This is a genomic window from Comamonas sp. A23, assembly GCF_004522605.1.
Lineage (GTDB): Bacteria > Pseudomonadota > Gammaproteobacteria > Burkholderiales > Burkholderiaceae_C > Comamonas > Comamonas thiooxydans.
Window position 1 is genome coordinate 35,986 of record NZ_RSDT01000017.1, and the last position, 17,784, is coordinate 53,769.

The 17,784-nt window shown below is 59.9% G+C and carries 14 protein-coding genes and 4 tRNA genes; 2 read left to right on the forward strand and 16 right to left on the reverse strand.

Annotation, left to right across the window (positions count from 1 at the left end; translation table 11 throughout):
• Window positions 1-7: 7 nt before the first annotated feature.
• The 7 genes from EIC84_RS24100 to EIC84_RS24130 all read right to left on the reverse strand — a co-directional run bounded on the left by EIC84_RS24100 (window position 8) and on the right by EIC84_RS24130 (window position 8,166).
• A complete protein-coding gene (locus tag EIC84_RS24100) occupies window positions 8-1,201 on the reverse strand; it encodes an MFS transporter (RefSeq protein ID WP_003067675.1) in 1,194 nt (397 codons plus the stop codon).
• A complete protein-coding gene (rmuC, locus tag EIC84_RS24105) occupies window positions 1,198-2,808 on the reverse strand; it encodes a DNA recombination protein RmuC (protein ID WP_034362702.1) in 1,611 nt (536 codons plus the stop codon). Before rmuC ends, EIC84_RS24100 begins: the two co-directional genes overlap by 4 nt.
• 275 nt (window positions 2,809-3,083) lie before the next feature.
• Window positions 3,084-3,491, reverse strand: a complete 408-nt coding sequence (locus EIC84_RS24110; RefSeq protein WP_003067678.1) for a tautomerase family protein — start codon at window positions 3,489-3,491, stop codon at window positions 3,084-3,086.
• A gap of 136 nt (window positions 3,492-3,627) precedes the next feature.
• Entirely contained in the window at window positions 3,628-4,605 is a 978-nt protein-coding gene (locus EIC84_RS24115; protein WP_003067680.1) for a D-glycerate dehydrogenase, read from the reverse strand.
• 115 nt (window positions 4,606-4,720) lie between these two features.
• Entirely contained in the window at window positions 4,721-6,139 is a 1,419-nt protein-coding gene (locus EIC84_RS24120; RefSeq protein ID WP_003067682.1) for a sodium:proton antiporter, read from the reverse strand.
• Between the two features lie 82 nt (window positions 6,140-6,221).
• A complete protein-coding gene (gene pncB, locus EIC84_RS24125; RefSeq protein ID WP_003067684.1) occupies window positions 6,222-7,457 on the reverse strand; it encodes a nicotinate phosphoribosyltransferase in 1,236 nt (411 codons plus the stop codon).
• 229 nt (window positions 7,458-7,686) lie between these two features.
• A complete protein-coding gene (locus EIC84_RS24130; RefSeq protein WP_034362704.1) occupies window positions 7,687-8,166 on the reverse strand; it encodes a thioesterase family protein in 480 nt (159 codons plus the stop codon).
• Between the two features lie 351 nt (window positions 8,167-8,517).
• Between EIC84_RS24130 and EIC84_RS24140 the strand changes: the two genes are divergently transcribed.
• Both EIC84_RS24140 and EIC84_RS24145 read left to right on the forward strand, forming a co-directional pair.
• Entirely contained in the window at window positions 8,518-9,066 is a 549-nt protein-coding gene (locus EIC84_RS24140; protein ID WP_003067688.1) for a phasin family protein, read from the forward strand.
• Window positions 9,067-9,337: 271 nt separating this feature from the next.
• Complete coding sequence (locus EIC84_RS24145; protein WP_003057163.1) at window positions 9,338-10,096, forward strand: 3-hydroxyacyl-CoA dehydrogenase; 759 nt, start codon at window positions 9,338-9,340, stop codon at window positions 10,094-10,096.
• A gap of 94 nt (window positions 10,097-10,190) precedes the next feature.
• Here EIC84_RS24145 and EIC84_RS24150 read toward each other — a convergent pair.
• From EIC84_RS24150 to EIC84_RS24190, 9 genes are all read right to left on the reverse strand, one after another.
• Window positions 10,191-10,267: transfer RNA gene (locus EIC84_RS24150), tRNA-Asp, on the reverse strand.
• A gap of 48 nt (window positions 10,268-10,315) precedes the next feature.
• Window positions 10,316-10,391 (reverse strand) — tRNA-Glu (locus EIC84_RS24155).
• Between the two features lie 45 nt (window positions 10,392-10,436).
• Window positions 10,437-10,512: transfer RNA gene (locus EIC84_RS24160), tRNA-Ala, on the reverse strand.
• A gap of 147 nt (window positions 10,513-10,659) precedes the next feature.
• Window positions 10,660-10,995, reverse strand: coding sequence for a P-II family nitrogen regulator (locus tag EIC84_RS24165; RefSeq protein ID WP_003057166.1), 336 nt, complete (start codon window positions 10,993-10,995; stop codon window positions 10,660-10,662).
• Between the two features lie 20 nt (window positions 10,996-11,015).
• Window positions 11,016-14,105: an efflux RND transporter permease subunit gene (locus tag EIC84_RS24170; RefSeq protein WP_003061132.1), complete on the reverse strand. Its 3,090-nt coding sequence runs from the start codon at window positions 14,103-14,105 to the stop codon at window positions 11,016-11,018.
• 4 nt (window positions 14,106-14,109) lie between these two features.
• A complete protein-coding gene (locus EIC84_RS24175) occupies window positions 14,110-15,315 on the reverse strand; it encodes an efflux RND transporter periplasmic adaptor subunit (RefSeq protein ID WP_003061135.1) in 1,206 nt (401 codons plus the stop codon).
• A 46-nt stretch (window positions 15,316-15,361) separates the two neighbouring features.
• On the reverse strand, window positions 15,362-16,633 hold the full coding sequence (locus EIC84_RS24180; protein ID WP_003061136.1) for a TolC family protein: 1,272 nt from the start codon (window positions 16,631-16,633) through the stop codon (window positions 15,362-15,364).
• A gap of 334 nt (window positions 16,634-16,967) precedes the next feature.
• Window positions 16,968-17,381, reverse strand: a complete 414-nt coding sequence (locus tag EIC84_RS24185) for a hypothetical protein (protein WP_003061138.1) — start codon at window positions 17,379-17,381, stop codon at window positions 16,968-16,970.
• Between the two features lie 277 nt (window positions 17,382-17,658).
• Window positions 17,659-17,735, reverse strand: a tRNA-Asp gene (locus EIC84_RS24190).
• Window positions 17,736-17,784: the final 49 nt, after the last annotated feature.

Genomic DNA, 17,784 nt, shown 5'->3' on the forward strand with positions numbered 1-17,784 from the left:
GGCCCGGTTAATGGCCGACCCACTCATCGCCCGGCATATCCTGCTTGCCGATCAGCCAGGGCAGGCGCGAGGACACTCCGACCAGAACCCCCACGGCCCAGAACAGGGCCGAGACACCGACCACGGTGCCCAGCGAGCCGAACAGCACCGGCATCAGCACGCTGGAGCCATTGATGGCCATCATGCGCAATCCCAGCGCCTCGCCATGGCGCTCGGGTGGCGTGATCTGATGGATCATGCTCATCACCATGGGCTGCACCGATCCCAGCACCACGCCCAGCAAGACCGAACAGGCGCCCATGCTCCAGGCACCGGGCATGAAGGGGTAGGCGATGAACAGGGCGCAAGCGGCAACCATGGCCCCCAGCACCACTTGCGATTCGGCCATATGGCGTGTGATGATGGGCATCAGCATGCGGATCACGGCTGCAGCAATCGCAAAGGCGCCCAGGATGCTGCCTATCACCGAGGCAGGCAGTCCGCGCTCATGGCCCAGAATGGGCACGACAAAGGTGTGCACGTCCCAGCAAGAGGAAAGCGCCCAGTTCAACAGCAACAGGCGCCTGAAGCCCCGGTTCTGCACCAGGTCCCAGGCCGTTGCCTTCTGGTTCGCACTCTCGGTCTGCAGTGCGGGCAGCTCCTGCACCGTTCTTACCCAGAACCAGGCCGCCAGAGGCATCAGGGTCAGCAGCAAAAACGCCGCCCTGAAGCCCGTGGTGCTGGCCGCTTCGCCGCCGGCATAGTCGATCAGCAACCCGGCCGCGAAAGGCCCCAAAAAATTGGAGATGGCCGGCCCGATCGCCAGCCAGCTGAAGACCTTGCGCAACTCGTCCTTGTTGTGTGCCATGCGCCCCACATGGCGCTGCAGGGCGATGAGTGCCATGCCGGCGGCGCCGCCCGTCAGCAAAGCGCTCAGGCATAGCACCGGATAAATCGGGAACAGCACGGCCACTCCCGCTCCGGAACAGGCGGCCGCCACACTGATGATGAGCGGGCGCTTGAGCCCGTGACGGTCCGCATAGCGCCCCGCGGGCAGGGACAGGAACACCTGGGTCAGCGCAAACAGCGCCAGCAGCATGCCGACCGCAGCCGCGCTATAGCCCTCCTTGAGCGCCAAAAGCGGCGTGGCCATGCGCATCCCGGTCATGGTGCCGTGAATACAGACTTGCGCGAGGATCAGGCGCAGCAGGGCCGCATTCATTCTTCATCCTCGCTGGCGGTCTGATCGCCTCCAGACGAGGTGGCCGGAAACAGGGGCTGCTCCTGCCCGGCTTCATTCGGCAGCTCCTGCACATTGCGCAAATGGCGCTGAATGGCGCGCGTGCGCACACCCACCTGATCAAACTTGCGCGCAGCGGCATCGATGGACTTGCGCGTAGCCTCCACCACCTCGCCGAACTTGCCGAACTCGGTCTTGACCTGACCGAGCACGCCCCAGACTTCGGAGGAGCGCTTCTCGATCGCCAGCGTCTTGAAGCCCATCTGCAGGCTGCTGAGCATGGCGGCCAGATTCGCGGGACCGGTAATCACGATGCGATGCTCGTTCTGCAGCGCCTCGACCAGGCCCGGACGTCGCAGCACTTCGGCAAACAGGCCCTCGGTGGGCAGATACATGACGGCAAAGTCCGTGGTGTGCGGCGGTGCGATGTACTTGCTGGCAATCTTTTTGGCTTCGCCGCGAATCGATGTCTCGAAGGCATTGCCTGCAGCGGCAATTGCCACCCTGTCGGCACTGTCCTGGGCATCCTGCAGGCGCTGGTAATGCTCGACCGGATATTTGGCGTCGATGGGCAGCCAGACGGGCTGCTCGTCGTTGCGGCCCGGCAGCCGGATGGCGAACTCGACCAGCTCATCACTGCCAGGCACGGTCTTGACGTTTCTCGCGTACTGCTCGGGCGTGAGCACATTGTCGATAATGCTGCCCAGCTGCAGCTCGCCCCAGGTGCCGCGCGACTTCACATTGGTCATCACGCGCTTCAGATCGCCTACGCTGCCCGCCAGAGTCTGCATCTCGCCCAGCCCCTTGTGCACCTGCTCCAACCGATCGCTGACCAGCTTGAAGGACTCGCCCAGACGCTGCTCCAGCGTGGCATGCAGCTTTTCATCGACAGTGCGGCGCATCTCGTCGAGCTTGAGGGAGTTTTCGCTCTGAATCGTGGCCAGTCGCTCGTTGAGCGTTGCGCGCAGCTGCTCGGCCGTGGTCTGCTGGCCCTGTGCCAGCGCAGCCAGTTGCTGGCTCACCGCATCCTGCAACACGGCAAACTGATGACGCAGTTGCTCGCCATTGCTTCCTAGCTGATCCTTGAGCGCAGCCCCCATATTGGTACTCATATGCGTGAGCTGCTGCTGGATGTCGCCCTTGAGCGAGTCCAGCGTACCGCGCGTCGTCTCGGCCAGGGCCTCGAAGCGCTGCTGGACATGGACTGCCTGCTCTGCACTGCTTTGGGCCAGTGCCGCACGGGCTTGCTGGCTGTCGCCCGTCAGCCGCTGCGCAAGCTGGGAAACGTCTTCACGAAAGGATGCCAGCGCCGCCGCCTGCTCGCGCCGTGCGGCCAGTGCATCTTGCTGGGCCTGGGCCAACTGGGTCTGTACATGCTGGGTGACACGGTCCAGGGCTCCATCGCTCTTGGCCACCGTCATCTGGGTACTCTGGCTGCTGCGCTCCAGCTGCTGCAGCCTGACATCCAGCGCCTGCAATCCCTGCAGCAGCTGGGCTTGCAACCTCATCGCATCAGGGCCCAGAGCAAGTTCCGTCTGACGGCGCAGCCCCTGCAGCCACCACAGCAGCACCAGAAGCAGGCCCACCATCAATACGGCCAGCGCCGCCAACCCAAGCCACCACGTAGTCACTGTCTTGCCACGCCTTTCGCACTCTTTTTTGATAGCTGCAAGCGCTTATCAGCAAATCGCTACAGACCTATTCATTGAATTTCCGCCCTGGGCATTGCAGACTGAAGTTTGCAAGCACTAGCGCGCAGGCAAATTATCAGTCCTCAGAGCCACGAAAAATTCAATGCGATCAAAAGTGCTGCTTCCGGTTGCAGCCTTGGTGACAGCTAGGCTGCAATCGGTTGACGCAAGAATCAGGCGTCGGGGCCCACTTGCTGGGCAATGGCCATGGCGAACTTGCCGCCGCCCACGGACCAGTCGGAATAGTCGTTTTCGTGCGTGAAGATGAACACATCGCTGGGTGCGACGTCCGCATCTTTCTCCAGATTGGCGGCGATGTTGGCATACAGCGCGCGCTTCATGGCATCGCTGCGCCCACGGCGCATGGTGATCTCGACCACGACCACGCGGTCCGAGCGCTTGTAGCCGTTGAAAGTGCGGCTGAAGAAGAACTTCTGCTCGTCATATTCCTCAACCATGTTGAACAGCTCATCGGCGGGCATGCCGATGCCGTCGATCAGGGCCTGATGAATACCGTTGACGATGGCCTGGCGCTGGGCGGGCATGGTGTCCTTGTGGACGCTGGTGCGGATAAAAGGCATTGCTGTCTCGCTTGATATAAAAAAGCCCGCTGTGCGCACAGACGCCAAGCGGGCAGAAATTATCAAAGCCGACAACGCACTCAGAGCACGTATTCGCCCTCAAACTGATATGACGTGATACGGCCTAATCGCGGCATCAGGCCAGCTGATTGACGGGCGTCAGCGGCCCCTTGCCAGCAAAGAACGAGATCAGGTTGTCAGCCGCCAGCCCCGCCATGGCCGTACGCGTACCCTTGGTGGCGCTGGCGATATGAGGTGTCAGCACCACATTGGGCACGGTCAGCAGATCGGGATGCACGGCCGGTTCGCCTTCGAACACGTCCAGCCCCGCTGCAGCAATGCGCCCGTCTTTCAGTGCCTGGGCCAGAGCCGCATCATCGACGATGCCGCCACGCGCAATATTGATCAGCGTGGCTGTGGGCTTCATCTGCGCAATTTCTGCCGCGCCTATGGTGTGGCGGTTTTCGGGGGTGAATGGCAGCACCAGCATCAGATGGTCTGCACGTTCGAGCAGCTCCTGCTTGCCGACATAACTGGCCTTGCACTCGGCTTCCAGCGCAGCATCCAGACGCGAGCGATTGTGATAGATCACCTCCATGCCAAAGCCGTAAGCCGCACGGCGTGCAATGGCCTGACCGATGCGGCCCATGCCCAGGATGCCCAGCGTGCTGCCATGCACCTCGGCACCCGCAAACAGGTCGTAATGCCAGTCCTTCCAGAGCCCGGCACGCAGATAGTGCTCGCTCTCGGTAATACGGCGCGCCGTGGCCATCAGCAGGGCAAAGCCGAAATCAGCCGTTGTCTCGGTCAGCACATCGGGGGCATTCGTGCCCTGCACGCCCGCGGCCGTCATCGCGGGCACATCGAAATTGTTGTAGCCCACCGCCATATTGGCCACGATCTTGAGCTGCGGGCAGGCGGCCAGCAACTCAGCATCGATGCGCTGCGACCCCGTGGTCAGTACGCCATCCTTGCCCTGCAACTGCTGTGCCAGCTCTGCCGGAGACCAGACCACATCCTCCTGATTGGACTGCACTTCAAAATGCTGCTGCAACCGCTGCACCACCTCGGGTGAAATGGCGCGGGCAATCAAGATACGGGGCTTTTGACTCATCGCGTTGTCTCCTCATTCATCTTTTTAGAACATATCAGCTCGCCCGGCACAGCCCGAGCTATCAAGCAAGAGCCGTCCCACAGCAATGATGTCGTCCCCCTCAAGGGGAGAGCCATCACCTAAACCAAATCCAGGTAATCAAAACCAGCAGAGGTACCAGCACGCAGACCGACCAGAGCATATAGCCGAAAAAGCCCGGCATCTTCACGCCGCGATCTTCAGCAATCGCCTTGACCATGAGATTGGGCGCATTGCCAATGTATGTGTTCGCACCCATGAACACGGCACCGGCAGAAATGGCTGTCAGCGTCAGCGCCATCTCGGTCATGAGGTGAGCGGGGTCGCCGCCGGCGGTATTGAAGAACACCAGATAAGTCGGAGCGTTGTCGAGGAAGGAAGACAACAGACCCGTGGCCCAGAAATACATGGCCGGGTTGGGCGTGCCATCGGCATTGGTGACTGCGCGCACCACGGCACCGAACGGGCCATCGACACCTGCCTTGAGCATGGCGATGACGGGAATGATGGTCAGGAAAATACCTGCAAACAGCTTGGCCACTTCCTGCATGGGTCCCCAGCCGAACTCATTGGCCTGATGCACACGAGCGGGTGTGAGTTTGAGCGAAAGCAGCACCACGGCAAGCAAACCCAGATCACGCACCAAACCGGGCAGGCCCACATGGGTCCCGGCGATCTCGATACCCGCAGGAGTGCGCCAGATGCCGCTGACCAGCACCAGAGCCACCACCACCATCAGCAGCACAAAGTTCACGCGGCCTTCAAAGCCCAGGCGGCTTTGAGCCCCGGTCACATCCATGCTGGGCGTGGGATCGGGCAGATCGGTCTCGCCCTTTTGCCCCATCAGCTTGTGATCTATCGCATAGAAGATGGCCAGCAGCGCCAGCGTGAGGAACAGCATAGGGCCCCAGATATGGCTCACCGTCCAGAAGAAGTCCACCCCCTTCAGAAAGCCCAGGAACAGCGGCGGATCTCCGAGCGGCGTCAACGCCCCCCCAGCATTGGAGACGATGAAGATGAAAAACACCACCACATGAGCCTGATGACGGCGGTTATCGTTGGCGCGCAGCAAGGGGCGTATCAGCAGCATCGAAGCCCCGGTCGTTCCCATGAAGCTGGCCAGCACCGCTCCAATGGCCAGGATGGCGGTATTCAACCCCGGCGAACCACGCAGATTGCCGCGCACATAGATGCCTCCGGCCACCGTGTACAACGCGGTCAGCAGGATCACGAATGGCAGATACTCGGCCAGCAAGGCATGCACCAGATTCACGCCCGCCGCGCCCAACCCGTAGACCAGCGCAAAAGGCAGCAGGAAGGCCAGCGCCCAGCCGGCAGTGACCTTGCCGAAATGGTGATGCCAGAATTGCGGAAGCAGCAGCGGCAGCAGCGCAATGGACAGCAGCATGCCCACAAACGGCAGGCCCCAGGCCACGGACATGGCTGCGCCGTCAATGTCTGCGGCCTGCGCGGTGGCCGCTGCCAGCGTCAGCAGCGCGGCCGCCGCGGCTTTCATAAAAGATTTGCTGTTCAAACGCCCATCCTCTCTGCTCTTTGCCCTGCAACAGGCATAACTCCCGCCAATGATTCTTTGATTTCTATGCCGGCGAAACCGGCGCCGGCGGCGCAATGCTGAACACCTGGCGCAGATAGGCCAGGTATTTTTCATCGTCACACATGCTCTTGCCCGGTGTGTCCGATAGCTTTGCCACGGGCTGGCCGTTGCAGCGCGTCATCTTGATCACGATCTGCAATGGCACATGCTCGGGGGGATTTCCCAAATCGTTGGTCAGATTGGTGCCGATGCCGAACGCCAGCTGGCAGCGACCGTTGAAGCGCTCGAACAGCCCGATGGTTTTGGGGATGGTCAGCCCGTCGCTGAAGATCAGCACCTTGCTCAGCGGATCGATCTTGTTGGCCTTGTAATGCGCGATCAAGCGCTCGCCCCAGTCAAACGGGTCGCCGCTGTCATGGCGCGCACCGTCAAAAAGCTTGCAGAAGTACAGATCGAAATCACGCAGAAAGGCCGACATGCCATAGACGTCGGACAGCGCAATCCCCAGATCGCCCCGGTACTCGCGCGCCCAGGACTCGAAGCCGAAGATCTGGCTGTCGCGCAGGCGCGGGCCCAGCGACTGGCAGGCCTGCAGATATTCATGGGCCAAGGTGCCCAGCGGGATCAGGCCCAGCTTCATCGCATACAGCACATTGCTGGTGCCCGCCAGTTGCCCCTTGCGCTGGCCGTTAACGCGCGCCGCCCCCGAATGACCCAGCCTGGCGCAAAGCACCCGCAGCACCTCTTCATGCCAGGCCCTGGAAAAGCGCCTGCGGGTGCCGTAATCGGCAATCTTGAGCGACTCAAGGCCAGGCGCTTGCAGCAGCTCGATCTTCTCGTCCAGGCGCTTGCGTCCTTCCAGAAAGTTGGGTACGGGCTGGGTATTGCGGAAATACACCTCGTTGACGATGGCCAGCACTGGAATCTCGAACAGGATGGTGTGCAGCCAAGGGCCCTGGATGGTGATGTCGATCTCGCCGCTGGCCAGGGGCGTGACCGTGATGTATTTGTCGTTGAGCTGGAACAGGCTCAGGAAATCGACAAAATCGCTCTTGATGAAGCGCAGCGAACTCAGATAGGCCAGCTCGGCATCTTGAAAGCGCAGCTTGCACAGAGAGCGGATTTCTTCACGAATTTCATTGACGTACGGAGCCAGTTGCACGCCAGGGTTGCGGCATTTGAAGCGGTACTCCACCTGCGCGCCCGGAAACTGATGCAGCACCACCTGCATCATCGTGAATTTGTACAGGTCGGTGTCTAGCAGACTGGTGATGATCATGGACGACGGTGGGCCTGACGGTCCGTTCAGTCATGGAACAAGGCTGGCTCAAATACAGGCTGCGCCAGCCTCAACAGAGACTGACGAGTGTAGGCTATTCCACACCCTGCACCGTACTCACGGCCCCTAAGCGCTTCTTGCAGATGCGGGCTTCGGATTTGCCGCCAGATATATCAATCGGATCAGAATCAAACCTTTGATACACATACGCGAGAAGCTATCGTTTTTGCTATTCACCAGCAGGCTCTGCACGCAGCAGTGACTGTAGCGCCGCCCGCAAGGGCTCGGGCAAAGGCACAGGCCGGCGCGTCTGTCTGTCGACATAGACATGCACAAAATGCCCGGCAGCAGCCGACTGGCTCGCACCCCTGGCAAACAGACCCACTTCATAGCGCACGCTGGAGCTACCCAGATGGGCCACGCGCATACCCGCTTCCACGGCCTGGGGGAAAGCCAACGAGGCAAAGTAATTGCACTGGGTCTCTATCACCAGGCCGATCGTCTGACCTTCATGAATATCCAGCGCGCCCTGCTCTATCAGATAGGCATTGACGGCGGTATCGAACCAGCTGTAGTAGATGACGTTGTTCACATGACCGTAAACATCGTTGTCCGACCAGCGGGTGCTGATTTCACGAAACACGGGATAGGAGTCGCGCGCCTGTGGCTGGGCGCGCAAAGGTTTGCCATGAGATAACGATGCAGTCATGCAGTCATTTTGCAGAGCCGCCCCGGCGCCGCCAGCACCACCGCGACAGGGCTTGCAGGTTGTCACTCATCAACGCATGACGCACCGCACAAAGAAAACACGCTACTTCAATTTTTGTCAGTTATCAGACATAACAAAGTCTTTTAAAAATCAGATACTTATCAAAAACAAAGAGTCATTAATTTTTTTGCTGCAGCGCAACAAATTAAAGCTTGCATTGCCACAAATTCTCTTTCACAATGCACCCATGCTGCACTGCAACATACGACTGACAAAGATAGCGGTCATGTCAGGGCAGACGTTTCCTCCGGTCCGATCCCTTTGTTAGATCCGTAATTTTGGAGAATTGCCATGAGCCTGACCCCTGACCAAATCCTGAGCGCACAAAAAGCCCACTTCGAGACACTGTTCGGCCTGACCAGCAAAGCTTTCGAAGGCGTGGAAAAGCTGGTGGAACTGAACGTCACCGCCTCGCGCGCCGCACTGGCCGAAGCTGCCCAGCACACCCAGGCCGTGCTCAGCGTCAAGGACGCCCAGGAACTGCTGACTCTGCAAGCAGGCCTGTTCCAGCCGCTGGCCGAGAAAACCGCTTCCTACAGCCGCCACCTGTACGACATCGCCAGCAACACTGCCGGCGAATTCAACAAGACGCTGGAAGCCCAGTCCACCGAAGCTCGCAAGAACTTCAATGCCCTGCTGGACAACACGACCAAGAATGCTCCTGCCGGTTCCGAATCCGCTGTTGCCATGGTCAAGAGCGCAGTCTCCGCCGCCAACAACGCCTTCGAATCCGTGCAAAAGGCGGTGAAGCAAGCCTCCGACATGGCCGAAGCCAATTTCAACGCAGCCACCAAGACAGCAACCGAAGCTGTCAAGGCCACGACCGCTGCCAAGCGTTAAGACCATGGTTATTGACATGCTTGGCAAAGACTAGGGTTTACCCTATAATCACCAGCATGTCAGGTCGGCATACATTGAATCAGATGCTGACCTTGCGCAAGTTGTCTCCTTGGATCCTCCTGAAACCCCCGTTTCATGGATCCCTTCAAAGCCCAATCTTCCCGATTGGGCTTTTTTTTATGCGCGCTTTCCTCAGGTCGCCAGTTCCTTCACTCTGTGCATAATTGACGTTTACGTCAACGTCAACAGACATCGAACAAGGAGACAGTTCATGCAGATTCAGGATCGCGTATTCATCGTGACCGGTGGCGCTTCAGGCTTGGGCGAAGGTACGGCGCGCATGCTGGCCGCCAACGGCGGCAAGGTCGTGATTGCCGACATGAATGCAGAGCGCGGCGAGGCCGTAGCCAGTGAGATCGGCGGCGTCTATCTGCGCTGCGATGTCAGCAATGAGGCCGATGGTCAGGCCGTTGTCGCCAAAGCCACCAGCCTGGGCAAACTCGCCGGCCTGATCAACTGCGCCGGTATTGCACCGGCCGAGAAAACCGTAGGCAAGAGCGGCCCGCACAGCCTGGCCGTCTATACCAAGACCATCATGGTCAACCTGGTCGGCACCTTCAACATGATTCGCCTGGCAGCGGATGCCATGAGCAAGAATGAGCCAGAGCCTACCGGCGAGCGCGGTGTGCTGATTTCTACCGCCAGCGTCGCAGCCTATGACGGCCAGATCGGTCAGGCCGCCTACTCAGCCTCCAAGGGCGGCGTGGTCGGTATGACGCTACCCATTGCTCGCGACCTGGCTCGCAGCGGTATTCGCAATATGACGATTGCTCCCGGCATCTTCGGCACCCCCATGCTGTTCACCATGCCGCAGGAAGTTCAGGATGCACTGGCCGCCAGCGTGCCCTTCCCCAGTCGCCTGGGCAAACCCGAGGACTACGCCAAGCTGGTCAAGCAGATCCTGGAAAACGACATGCTCAATGGTGAAGTCATCCGCCTGGACGGCGCCATTCGCATGGCCCCGAAATAATGGGTAAATCAAAGGCCTTGCCGCAAGGCCTTTTCTCGGGATCCCGGGCAAAGAAAAAGCCGCAATCAATTGCTTGATTGCGGCTTTTTGAATCTGGCGGAGTGGACGGGACTCGAACCCGCGACCCCCGGCGTGACAGGCCGGTATTCTAACCAACTGAACTACCACTCCTGGCAGGAAGCTTTGCTACATATCATGTAGCTGCAAGCGCTTCAAACTTGGCGACCCTACGGGGATTCGAACCCCGGTACTCACCGTGAAAGGGTGATGTCCTAGGCCTCTAGACGATAGGGTCAATTCCTAGAACGATTCAAGTCTTGCGACTCGCCGTCATTAATTTTGGTGGAGGTAAACGGGATCGAACCGATGACCTCTTGCATGCCATGCAAGCGCTCTCCCAGCTGAGCTATACCCCCTGAAGCAATGAAACAGTGTTTCTCTGCTGCAATGCAAAAATTGTAGCACAGGGTTTTCGCCAGTTTTTCCAAACTTCCAACATTTTGTCGAAAGCATGAAAAAAGGGATGCAGAGAGCACCCCTTTTTCTTTCAGTGCCAAGCCTGATCAGCTCACGGCGCCGCCGTCACGGATACGGTGCATCTCGCCGATATCCACCGTCCAGACCAGACCGTCGCCGATCTGCCCGGTGCGGCAGGCCGCGACGATGGCTTCGCGAATCACTGCCACCATGGACTCCTCCACGATTACGCAGACCATGAGCTTGTCCGAAAAATCGGTCAGCTCATCCTTGACCGTACGCTTGTCCACGGCTGCGGGGGCCGTAAAGCCCTCGGCCTTGAAAATCGTCACACCCGGAAAGTTCGGAATCGCACGCAGCTCGGTACGTAGGCGCTCCAACCGGCTGGGACGCACGATGGCGCGGATTTCTTTCATCGTCATCGGATCACTCCTTTCTCAAATCAAGCCTCGGTCGGCTTCTCGTCAAACCAGCGGTACAGCGTGGGCAGCACCACCAGCGTCAACAAAGTCGAGGTAATCAAACCACCGATCACCACGATCGCCAAGGGACGCTGAACTTCGGAGCCAGGACCCGTTGCAAACAGGAATGGCACCAGACCCAGCAAAGCCACGGTTGCGGTCATCATCACAGGGCGGAAACGCTGAGTACAACCTTCGCGCACGGCTTCGGCCACGTCCATGCCGTCCTGGCGCAGTTGGCGAATGCTGGATACAAGCACCACGCCGTTCAGCACAGCAATACCCCACAGGGCAATAAAGCCCACCGATGCCGGCACGCTCACATATTCGCCAGTGACAAACAAGCCAATCAGGCCGCCAATCGAAGCAAAGGGCAGCACCAGAATGATCAGGCTTGCCAGCTTGATGGAGTTAAACAGCAGGAACAGCAGGAAGAAGATGGCCACGATGGTCAGCGGCACGATCACCTGCAGCGTGCCCATGGCGCGCTCCATGTTTTCGAACTGACCGCCGAACTTGAAGTAATAGCCGTCGGGCAGCTTGACTTCCTTGTCCAGGCGCTGCTCGACCTCGGCAACAAAGCCAGCCAGGTCACGCCCTTCCACGTTCGCGCCCACCACCACGCGGCGCTTGCCACCTTCGCGGCTGATCTGCGCGGGGCCATCGACCAGTTCGATCCTGGCCAGACTGCTCAGCGGCACTTGCGCGCCAGCCGCCGTGGTCAGCAGCGTTGCGCCAATGGCTTCAGGCGATCCCCGATAGGACTCGGGGAAACGCACCACGACCGAGTAACGACGCTCACCCTCATACAAGGTCGTCACGTCCTTGCCGCCAATGGCGGACTCCAGCAGGCTTTGCACATCGGCAACGTTCAGACCGTGACGAGCAATCGCCTTGCGGTCGATATCCACCGTCAGAGCCTGCTGACCCGAGAGTCGCTCGATACGTATGTCCGTACTGCCGGAGACGCTCTTCAGAATGCGCGCCACCTGTTCGGAGACTTCCTTGAGGTCTTCAAGCTCGTCCCCGAACACCTTCACGGCCAGTTGCGAGCGCACGCCGGTCACCATTTCATCCACACGCTCGGAGATGGGCTGGGACAGCACAATCTGCACGCCGGGAATCTTGGACAGGCGCTGACGAATCTCTTCGTCGATCTCATCCTGGGTACGCTCGGACTCGGGGTCCAGCAGCACGATGGGGTCAGACTCATTGGGGCCAGCAGGATCGGCTGGCGATTCGCCACGTCCCAGCTTGGACACCACGGACTTCACGCCGGGCACCTGCGCCACTTCCTTCATGGCAGCCATTTCCATGCGAATGGATTCATCCAGGGAAATGCTGGGCACGCGGTTGATCTGCGGTGTCAGCGCGCCTTCCTTCATGGTCGGCATGAAAGACTTGCCCAGGAACGGGAACAGGCCCAGCGATCCGATCAGCAAAGCCACGGCCACGGCCAGCGTCAGGCGGTTGCGTGCAGTCGCACCGTCAAGCAGACGCAGATAGTGGCGCTTGAGGAAGCCAATCAGCTTGGTATCGTGATCGGCACCGCCCTTGAGGAAGTAGGAACACAGCACGGGCGACAGGAACAGCGACACGGCCAGCGAGATCGCCAGAGCCATGGCAATGGTCAGCGCCAGCGGTCCGAACATCTTGCCTTCAATACCTTGCAGCGTCATCAGCGGCAGGAACACCAAGATGATGATGGCAATACCGAAGATGGTGGGGGTAGCGACTTCCACGGTGGCCGACAGCACGGTGCGAATGCGCTCGCCGCGCGAATTGCCCGCCTGCCCCAGCTTGTGGAAGACGTTTTCAACCACCACCACGGTGGCATCCACCATCAGACCAATGGCAATCGCCAAGCCACCCAAGGACATCAGATTGGCCGAAATGCCGTACTTGTTCATCATGATGAAGGTGGTCAGCGGCGTGATGATCAGCGTCGCCACCACAATCAGGCTGGAACGCACATCGCCCAGGAAGATGAACAGCACCACCACCACCAGGAAGATGCCCTCAATCAGCACCTTGCCCACGGTCCAGAGAGCGGAATCCACCAGATCGGTACGGTCATAGTAAGGAACGATCTGCAGGCCGCCAGGCAGCATGCCCTTGGAGTTGATCTCCTCCACACGCTCCTTCACGCGTGTCACGACTTCCTTGGCATTGCCGCCGCGCATCATCAGCACAATGCCCGAAACGCCCTCGGTATAGCCGCCCTTGATGATGGCACCCTGTCGCACCTCGGCATCAATCTGCACCTTGGCCACATCACGCACATAGACCGGCACTCCTCCCTGCTCCTTGAGCACGATGTTGCCGATATCGTCCAGCGTGCGGATCATGCCCACGCCGCGAATCAGATACTGCTCGGTCACCTGCGGCAGGATGCCGCCGCTGGCATTGGCATTGTTGTCCGCCACGGCTTGCACCACCTGACGCACGCTCAGGTTGTAGTGACGCAGGCGGGCAGGATCGACCAGCACCTGGTACTGCTTGACATATCCGCCCTGAGAGTTGATTTCAGCCACACCGGGAATGGATCGCAGCAACGGACGCGCCACCCAGTCCTGAATGGTGCGACGCTCCGTCAACTCGGCCTGGGTCAGCTCGCGCTTGCCATCATCGGGGTGGTCCAGCGTGTACTGGTAGACCTCACCCAGGCCGGTGGATACCGGCCCCAATACCGGCACGATGCCTTCAGGCATGCGTGGCGTGACTTCGATCAGACGCTCCGTCACCAACTGCCGGGCAAAGTACACATCGGTCGCATCGGTAAACACCAGCGTGATGATGGACAGACCGCTCTTGTTGAGCGAGCGCATCTCTGCCAGCCCGGGTAGCCCCGTCATGGCGATTTCGAGAGGCACGGTCACAAAACGCTCGATCTCCTCGGGCGAACGACCAGGGGCTTCGGTGGCAACCTGAACCTGCACATTGGTCACATCGGGGAAAGCATCCACCGACAGATTCATGGCGGCACGCAGGCCAAAGCCACACATCACCAGCGCCAGCACGACCACCACCAGCCGCTGCGATAGCGCGGCACGAATCATGGAGGCAATCATGGGCTTACTCCAGTTCTGCGCGCTTGCGCTCGTTGTTCAGGTGGAATGCACCTTCGACCACGATCTGGGAGCCTTCGCTCAACCCCTTGAGCACAGGTCGCAGACCACCGCTGGCCGCCCCCAACTCCACCGGAGTCAGGCGATAGTGGTTTTCGGCTTTCTTGACGTAGACATGATCCTTGTCGTTCTCGCGAACCACCGCCAGCGACGGGATTGCCAGAGTCTTCTCCATGGCCCCCTGGATCTTCATGGTGGCCAGCATCTGGGGCTTGAGCGCCAGATCTTTGTTGTCCACCTGAGTGCGAATGGTCACGGTGCGGGTTTCGGGGGACACGGTGTCACCCACGTAGATGATCTTGCCCGAGATGGGTGTCTCCTCGACGGTCAGCCCCAGCGCCGGCACATCGATCTGCACGTTCTGGCCAGTCTGCACGCTGCGCGCAATTTGCTCGGGCAGGGCGCCCACCACCCAGACATTGGAGAGATCTGCCACAGTGAACAGAGGGTCCCCCGGCTGCGCCACCTGACCCTGGCTGACCTGGCGCTCGATCACAATACCTGCAGCAGAAGCCGTGATGGCGGCATTCGGGGCCACATTGCCCTTGGCGCGCAAACTGCTCAGCGCATCGGCGGACAAGCCCATCAGCTTGAGCTGATCGCCTGCCGCCCTCAACTCTGCGCGCGCAATCTGCACTTCCGATTCGCGACGCAGCAGTTCTGCAGAGCCGATCACATCGGCAGCAATCAGCTGACGCGCCCGCTCTACGGAGCGCTCTGCCAGAGTTGCCGTGGCGCTGGCACGCATATAGGCCAGTTGAGCCGTGGTCAGCTCGGGGCTGGCGACGCGCGCCAGGGTCTGACCAGCTTTGACGCGATCGCCGGTTTCGGCCAGCACCTCGGTCACACGCCCTGTCACGGCCGCACCGATGCGGGTGACCTTGCGTTCGTTGGCTTCAATGCGACCGGCAACTTCCTGCACCGATGCAACCTCGGCCTGCGTTACCGCGGCGGTCTTGAAGTTGGTTGCCATTTCGGCTGAGACAACCACCTCCATGGGGTCAAGCTCGGCCTTGGTATCTGCTGCAGCAACCGCAGCAGCCGGCTCCTCCTTGCCGCAGCCAGTCAGGGTCAATGTTGTCAGCCCGGCCAACGCCAGTGCCAGAACCAGAGAGGCGGGACGCGCAGTCCTGGAGTGATGATGAGAAGACATAAAGCGAATTCAAAAAATACGAAAACGTGGTCTTGACTTTGAAAGCTCAAAGCGAGGAAGGCTGGGCATAGCGGCCAGCCAGAAAATCCAGCTCAATCCGGGCGGATTGCAGCTGATAACGGGCTTCAAGCAAATCGGCGCGTACCGTGCGCAGCACGCGCTGGGCGTCCAGCACATCCAGAATGCCGCGCTCGCCGAAGCGGTAGGCAGCCTCGGCTACGCGCAAGGCCGATTCGGCCTCGCGCACCGCGCCCTCGCTCAGGGCCTTGGTGCGCACCTGCGCCATTTCCATGACCTTCCAGGCCTGCAACATTTGCTGCTCAAGTTCGGCCTTGCGACCTTCCATGCGCAGGCGAGCACGCTCGGCTTCCGAAGCAGCCTCATCAATCGGACCGCGACGCTGGTCGAACAGCGGAATCTGCATGCTCACGCCGATGGTGTTATTGCGGATATCGGGCTCTCGCGTCTGCGCGTAACGCAGCTCAAGACCCGGCCAACGGCTGGCTTTGGCACCGTTCTTCTGCGCTTCGGCCTTGTCCACCTCGGACTGCAGCTGCAGCAGCTCCGGATGGGACTGCCAGTTGATGTTCTGCAACTGCACTGTCTCCACCGGATCCTGCAGAGACAGGGCCAGATCAAAGCGATTGGGCAACTGGCCTGCCGCCAGACGATTGAGCGTGAGCTGGGATTGCTCGGCCAGCAAACGGGCAGACTGCTCCTGCTGACGAGCGTTGATCAGTTCGGCATCGGCCTTGATGATTTCGTAACGCGCCGCCTCACCGCTGGAAACACGCACGCGTACACGCTCATGGGCCTGTTCCAGCAGCTTGACGGCATCGTAGGCGGCCTGTGCCTGCGCCTGTCGCAGCACCACCTCGTAGGCCTTGAGCTTGACCTGGGCCACGAGTGCATTGCGCGACGCAGCAATCTGGTGCACGGATGCTCGCTGCCCGGCTTGCGCCGCCTCGATACGAGCAGCGCGCACGGAAGGCATTTCTATGGGAACCGAGACCCCCATGGTCTGCACATTGCCGGGCGTGGCCGATGCCAGACGCGCCTTGTTGTCGCCGCGACTCCACTCCAGCTTGGGGTTGGGCAGCGCGCCAGCGCTGACCACGGCAGCCTGAGCCGTGAAGCTCGACTGCTGCACTGAGCGCAGTTCGGGATTGTTGTCCAGCACGGTCTGCACCAGCTGCGTCAAAGTCAGCTTGGGCTGCACCTGATCTGAAATGGTGCTGCTGATTTGTGGTGTGCCATGAGCATTGGTCTGAGCATGCGCAGCCAGAGCTGCAGCGAGACACAGGCCGAACACGGCCACGCGTTTGGGGCTTCGCAATGGTGTATGGCCAGAAGAATTCTTACTGGCCTTGGCCGGTAAAGAAGCCGGCACTATCGATCTATTGAACATAGAACACAGCTGCCTTCTTGAGGGCAGATAAAGTGAGGAAAGGGTCGGAAACCCGTCATGCACATGCGGCGGCCGCCGCATGCGATGCAGGATCAGTTACACCTGAGCAGGTGAAGCCGCCCCAGACCTGTCTCAGAGCCATGCTCTGCAGACAAGCACATTCCAGGCCAGCAGGCGCTGGAATAACGGGCGGCAGGTATCGGGGGTCTAAAAAGCCCAGCGCAAACGTTCTGACGTGATGACGTCAGCTGAGCTGGAGCTTGCCTGCCTGCGGCAGGCCGAGACTTGGCGGACGCAACATGCTTTCCGGCCAGGGATGAGTCGGGTGCACCACATGCCCCTGAGGAGGCACCCGGACATTGGCCACACCTACAGCTACCGCTTCAGGAGGGCCAAACAATTCATTGCGATCATCCTGGGCCGGATTGAGCTCGGCAGTGCGATGTGGACGGTGAATGGAGAACTCCACCGTATCTTCTTCCACATCGTCCTCGAACTCCTGCAGCACATCGACACCGTATTCGTGCGGCTCTGCGTCGAGTACATAAGCCATGGCCACCACATCTTGCGAACCTGCCGGCCACATGGCGATGAGTTGCACCCCGATGATGGAGGCAAACATCAACAGCGACAGCAGAAAGGAAGACGCCGGACGCATGGATCGAAGGAGCTGTGGTTAAACGAACAACAATGAAGGGATGAGACAGTCACCGGGAAGCAGGCCCAATGGTGACAAGATGGTGTACCGATTGGCAGCAAAAGTTCCCGCATGGAAAACTTTTGTCAACATCTGTAAGGGTGAACGATAGCGTATCGCCATAGCACTTGCATGGCAAGGGTATCTTGCTAGAAAGTCAGGAGCACATCAAATCTGCCAGAGCGCCACAGACAAGAAAAAAGCCGCAATCAATTGCTTGATTGCGGCTTTTTGAATCTGGCGGAGTGGACGGGACTCGAACCCGCGACCCCCGGCGTGACAGGCCGGTATTCTAACCAACTGAACTACCACTCCTGGCAGGAAGCTTTGCTACATATCATGTAGCTGCAAGCGCTTCAAACTT

What these genes read in the sequence shown, in the direction of transcription:
- EIC84_RS24110 (WP_003067678.1), bottom strand. Translation starts at nt 3,491, where the DNA reads ATGCCTTTTATCCGCACCAGCGTCCACAAGGACACCATGCCCGCCCAG.
- EIC84_RS24100 (WP_003067675.1), bottom strand. Translation starts at nt 1,201, where the DNA reads ATGAATGCGGCCCTGCTGCGCCTGATCCTCGCGCAAGTCTGTATTCAC.
- EIC84_RS24185 (WP_003061138.1), bottom strand. Translation starts at nt 17,381, where the DNA reads ATGCGTCCGGCGTCTTCCTTTCTGCTGTCGCTGTTGATGTTTGCCTCC.
- rmuC (WP_034362702.1), bottom strand. Translation starts at nt 2,808, where the DNA reads ATGGTGGGCCTGCTTCTGGTGCTGCTGTGGTGGCTGCAGGGGCTGCGC.
- EIC84_RS24115 (WP_003067680.1), bottom strand. Translation starts at nt 4,605, where the DNA reads ATGAGTCAAAAGCCCCGTATCTTGATTGCCCGCGCCATTTCACCCGAG.
- EIC84_RS24120 (WP_003067682.1), bottom strand. Translation starts at nt 6,139, where the DNA reads ATGAAAGCCGCGGCGGCCGCGCTGCTGACGCTGGCAGCGGCCACCGCG.
- EIC84_RS24140 (WP_003067688.1), top strand. Translation starts at nt 8,518, where the DNA reads ATGAGCCTGACCCCTGACCAAATCCTGAGCGCACAAAAAGCCCACTTC.
- pncB (WP_003067684.1), bottom strand. Translation starts at nt 7,457, where the DNA reads ATGATCATCACCAGTCTGCTAGACACCGACCTGTACAAATTCACGATG.
- EIC84_RS24175 (WP_003061135.1), bottom strand. Translation starts at nt 15,315, where the DNA reads ATGTCTTCTCATCATCACTCCAGGACTGCGCGTCCCGCCTCTCTGGTT.
- EIC84_RS24145 (WP_003057163.1), top strand. Translation starts at nt 9,338, where the DNA reads ATGCAGATTCAGGATCGCGTATTCATCGTGACCGGTGGCGCTTCAGGC.
- EIC84_RS24130 (WP_034362704.1), bottom strand. Translation starts at nt 8,166, where the DNA reads ATGACTGCATCGTTATCTCATGGCAAACCTTTGCGCGCCCAGCCACAG.
- EIC84_RS24170 (WP_003061132.1), bottom strand. Translation starts at nt 14,105, where the DNA reads ATGATTGCCTCCATGATTCGTGCCGCGCTATCGCAGCGGCTGGTGGTG.
- EIC84_RS24165 (WP_003057166.1), bottom strand. Translation starts at nt 10,995, where the DNA reads ATGACGATGAAAGAAATCCGCGCCATCGTGCGTCCCAGCCGGTTGGAG.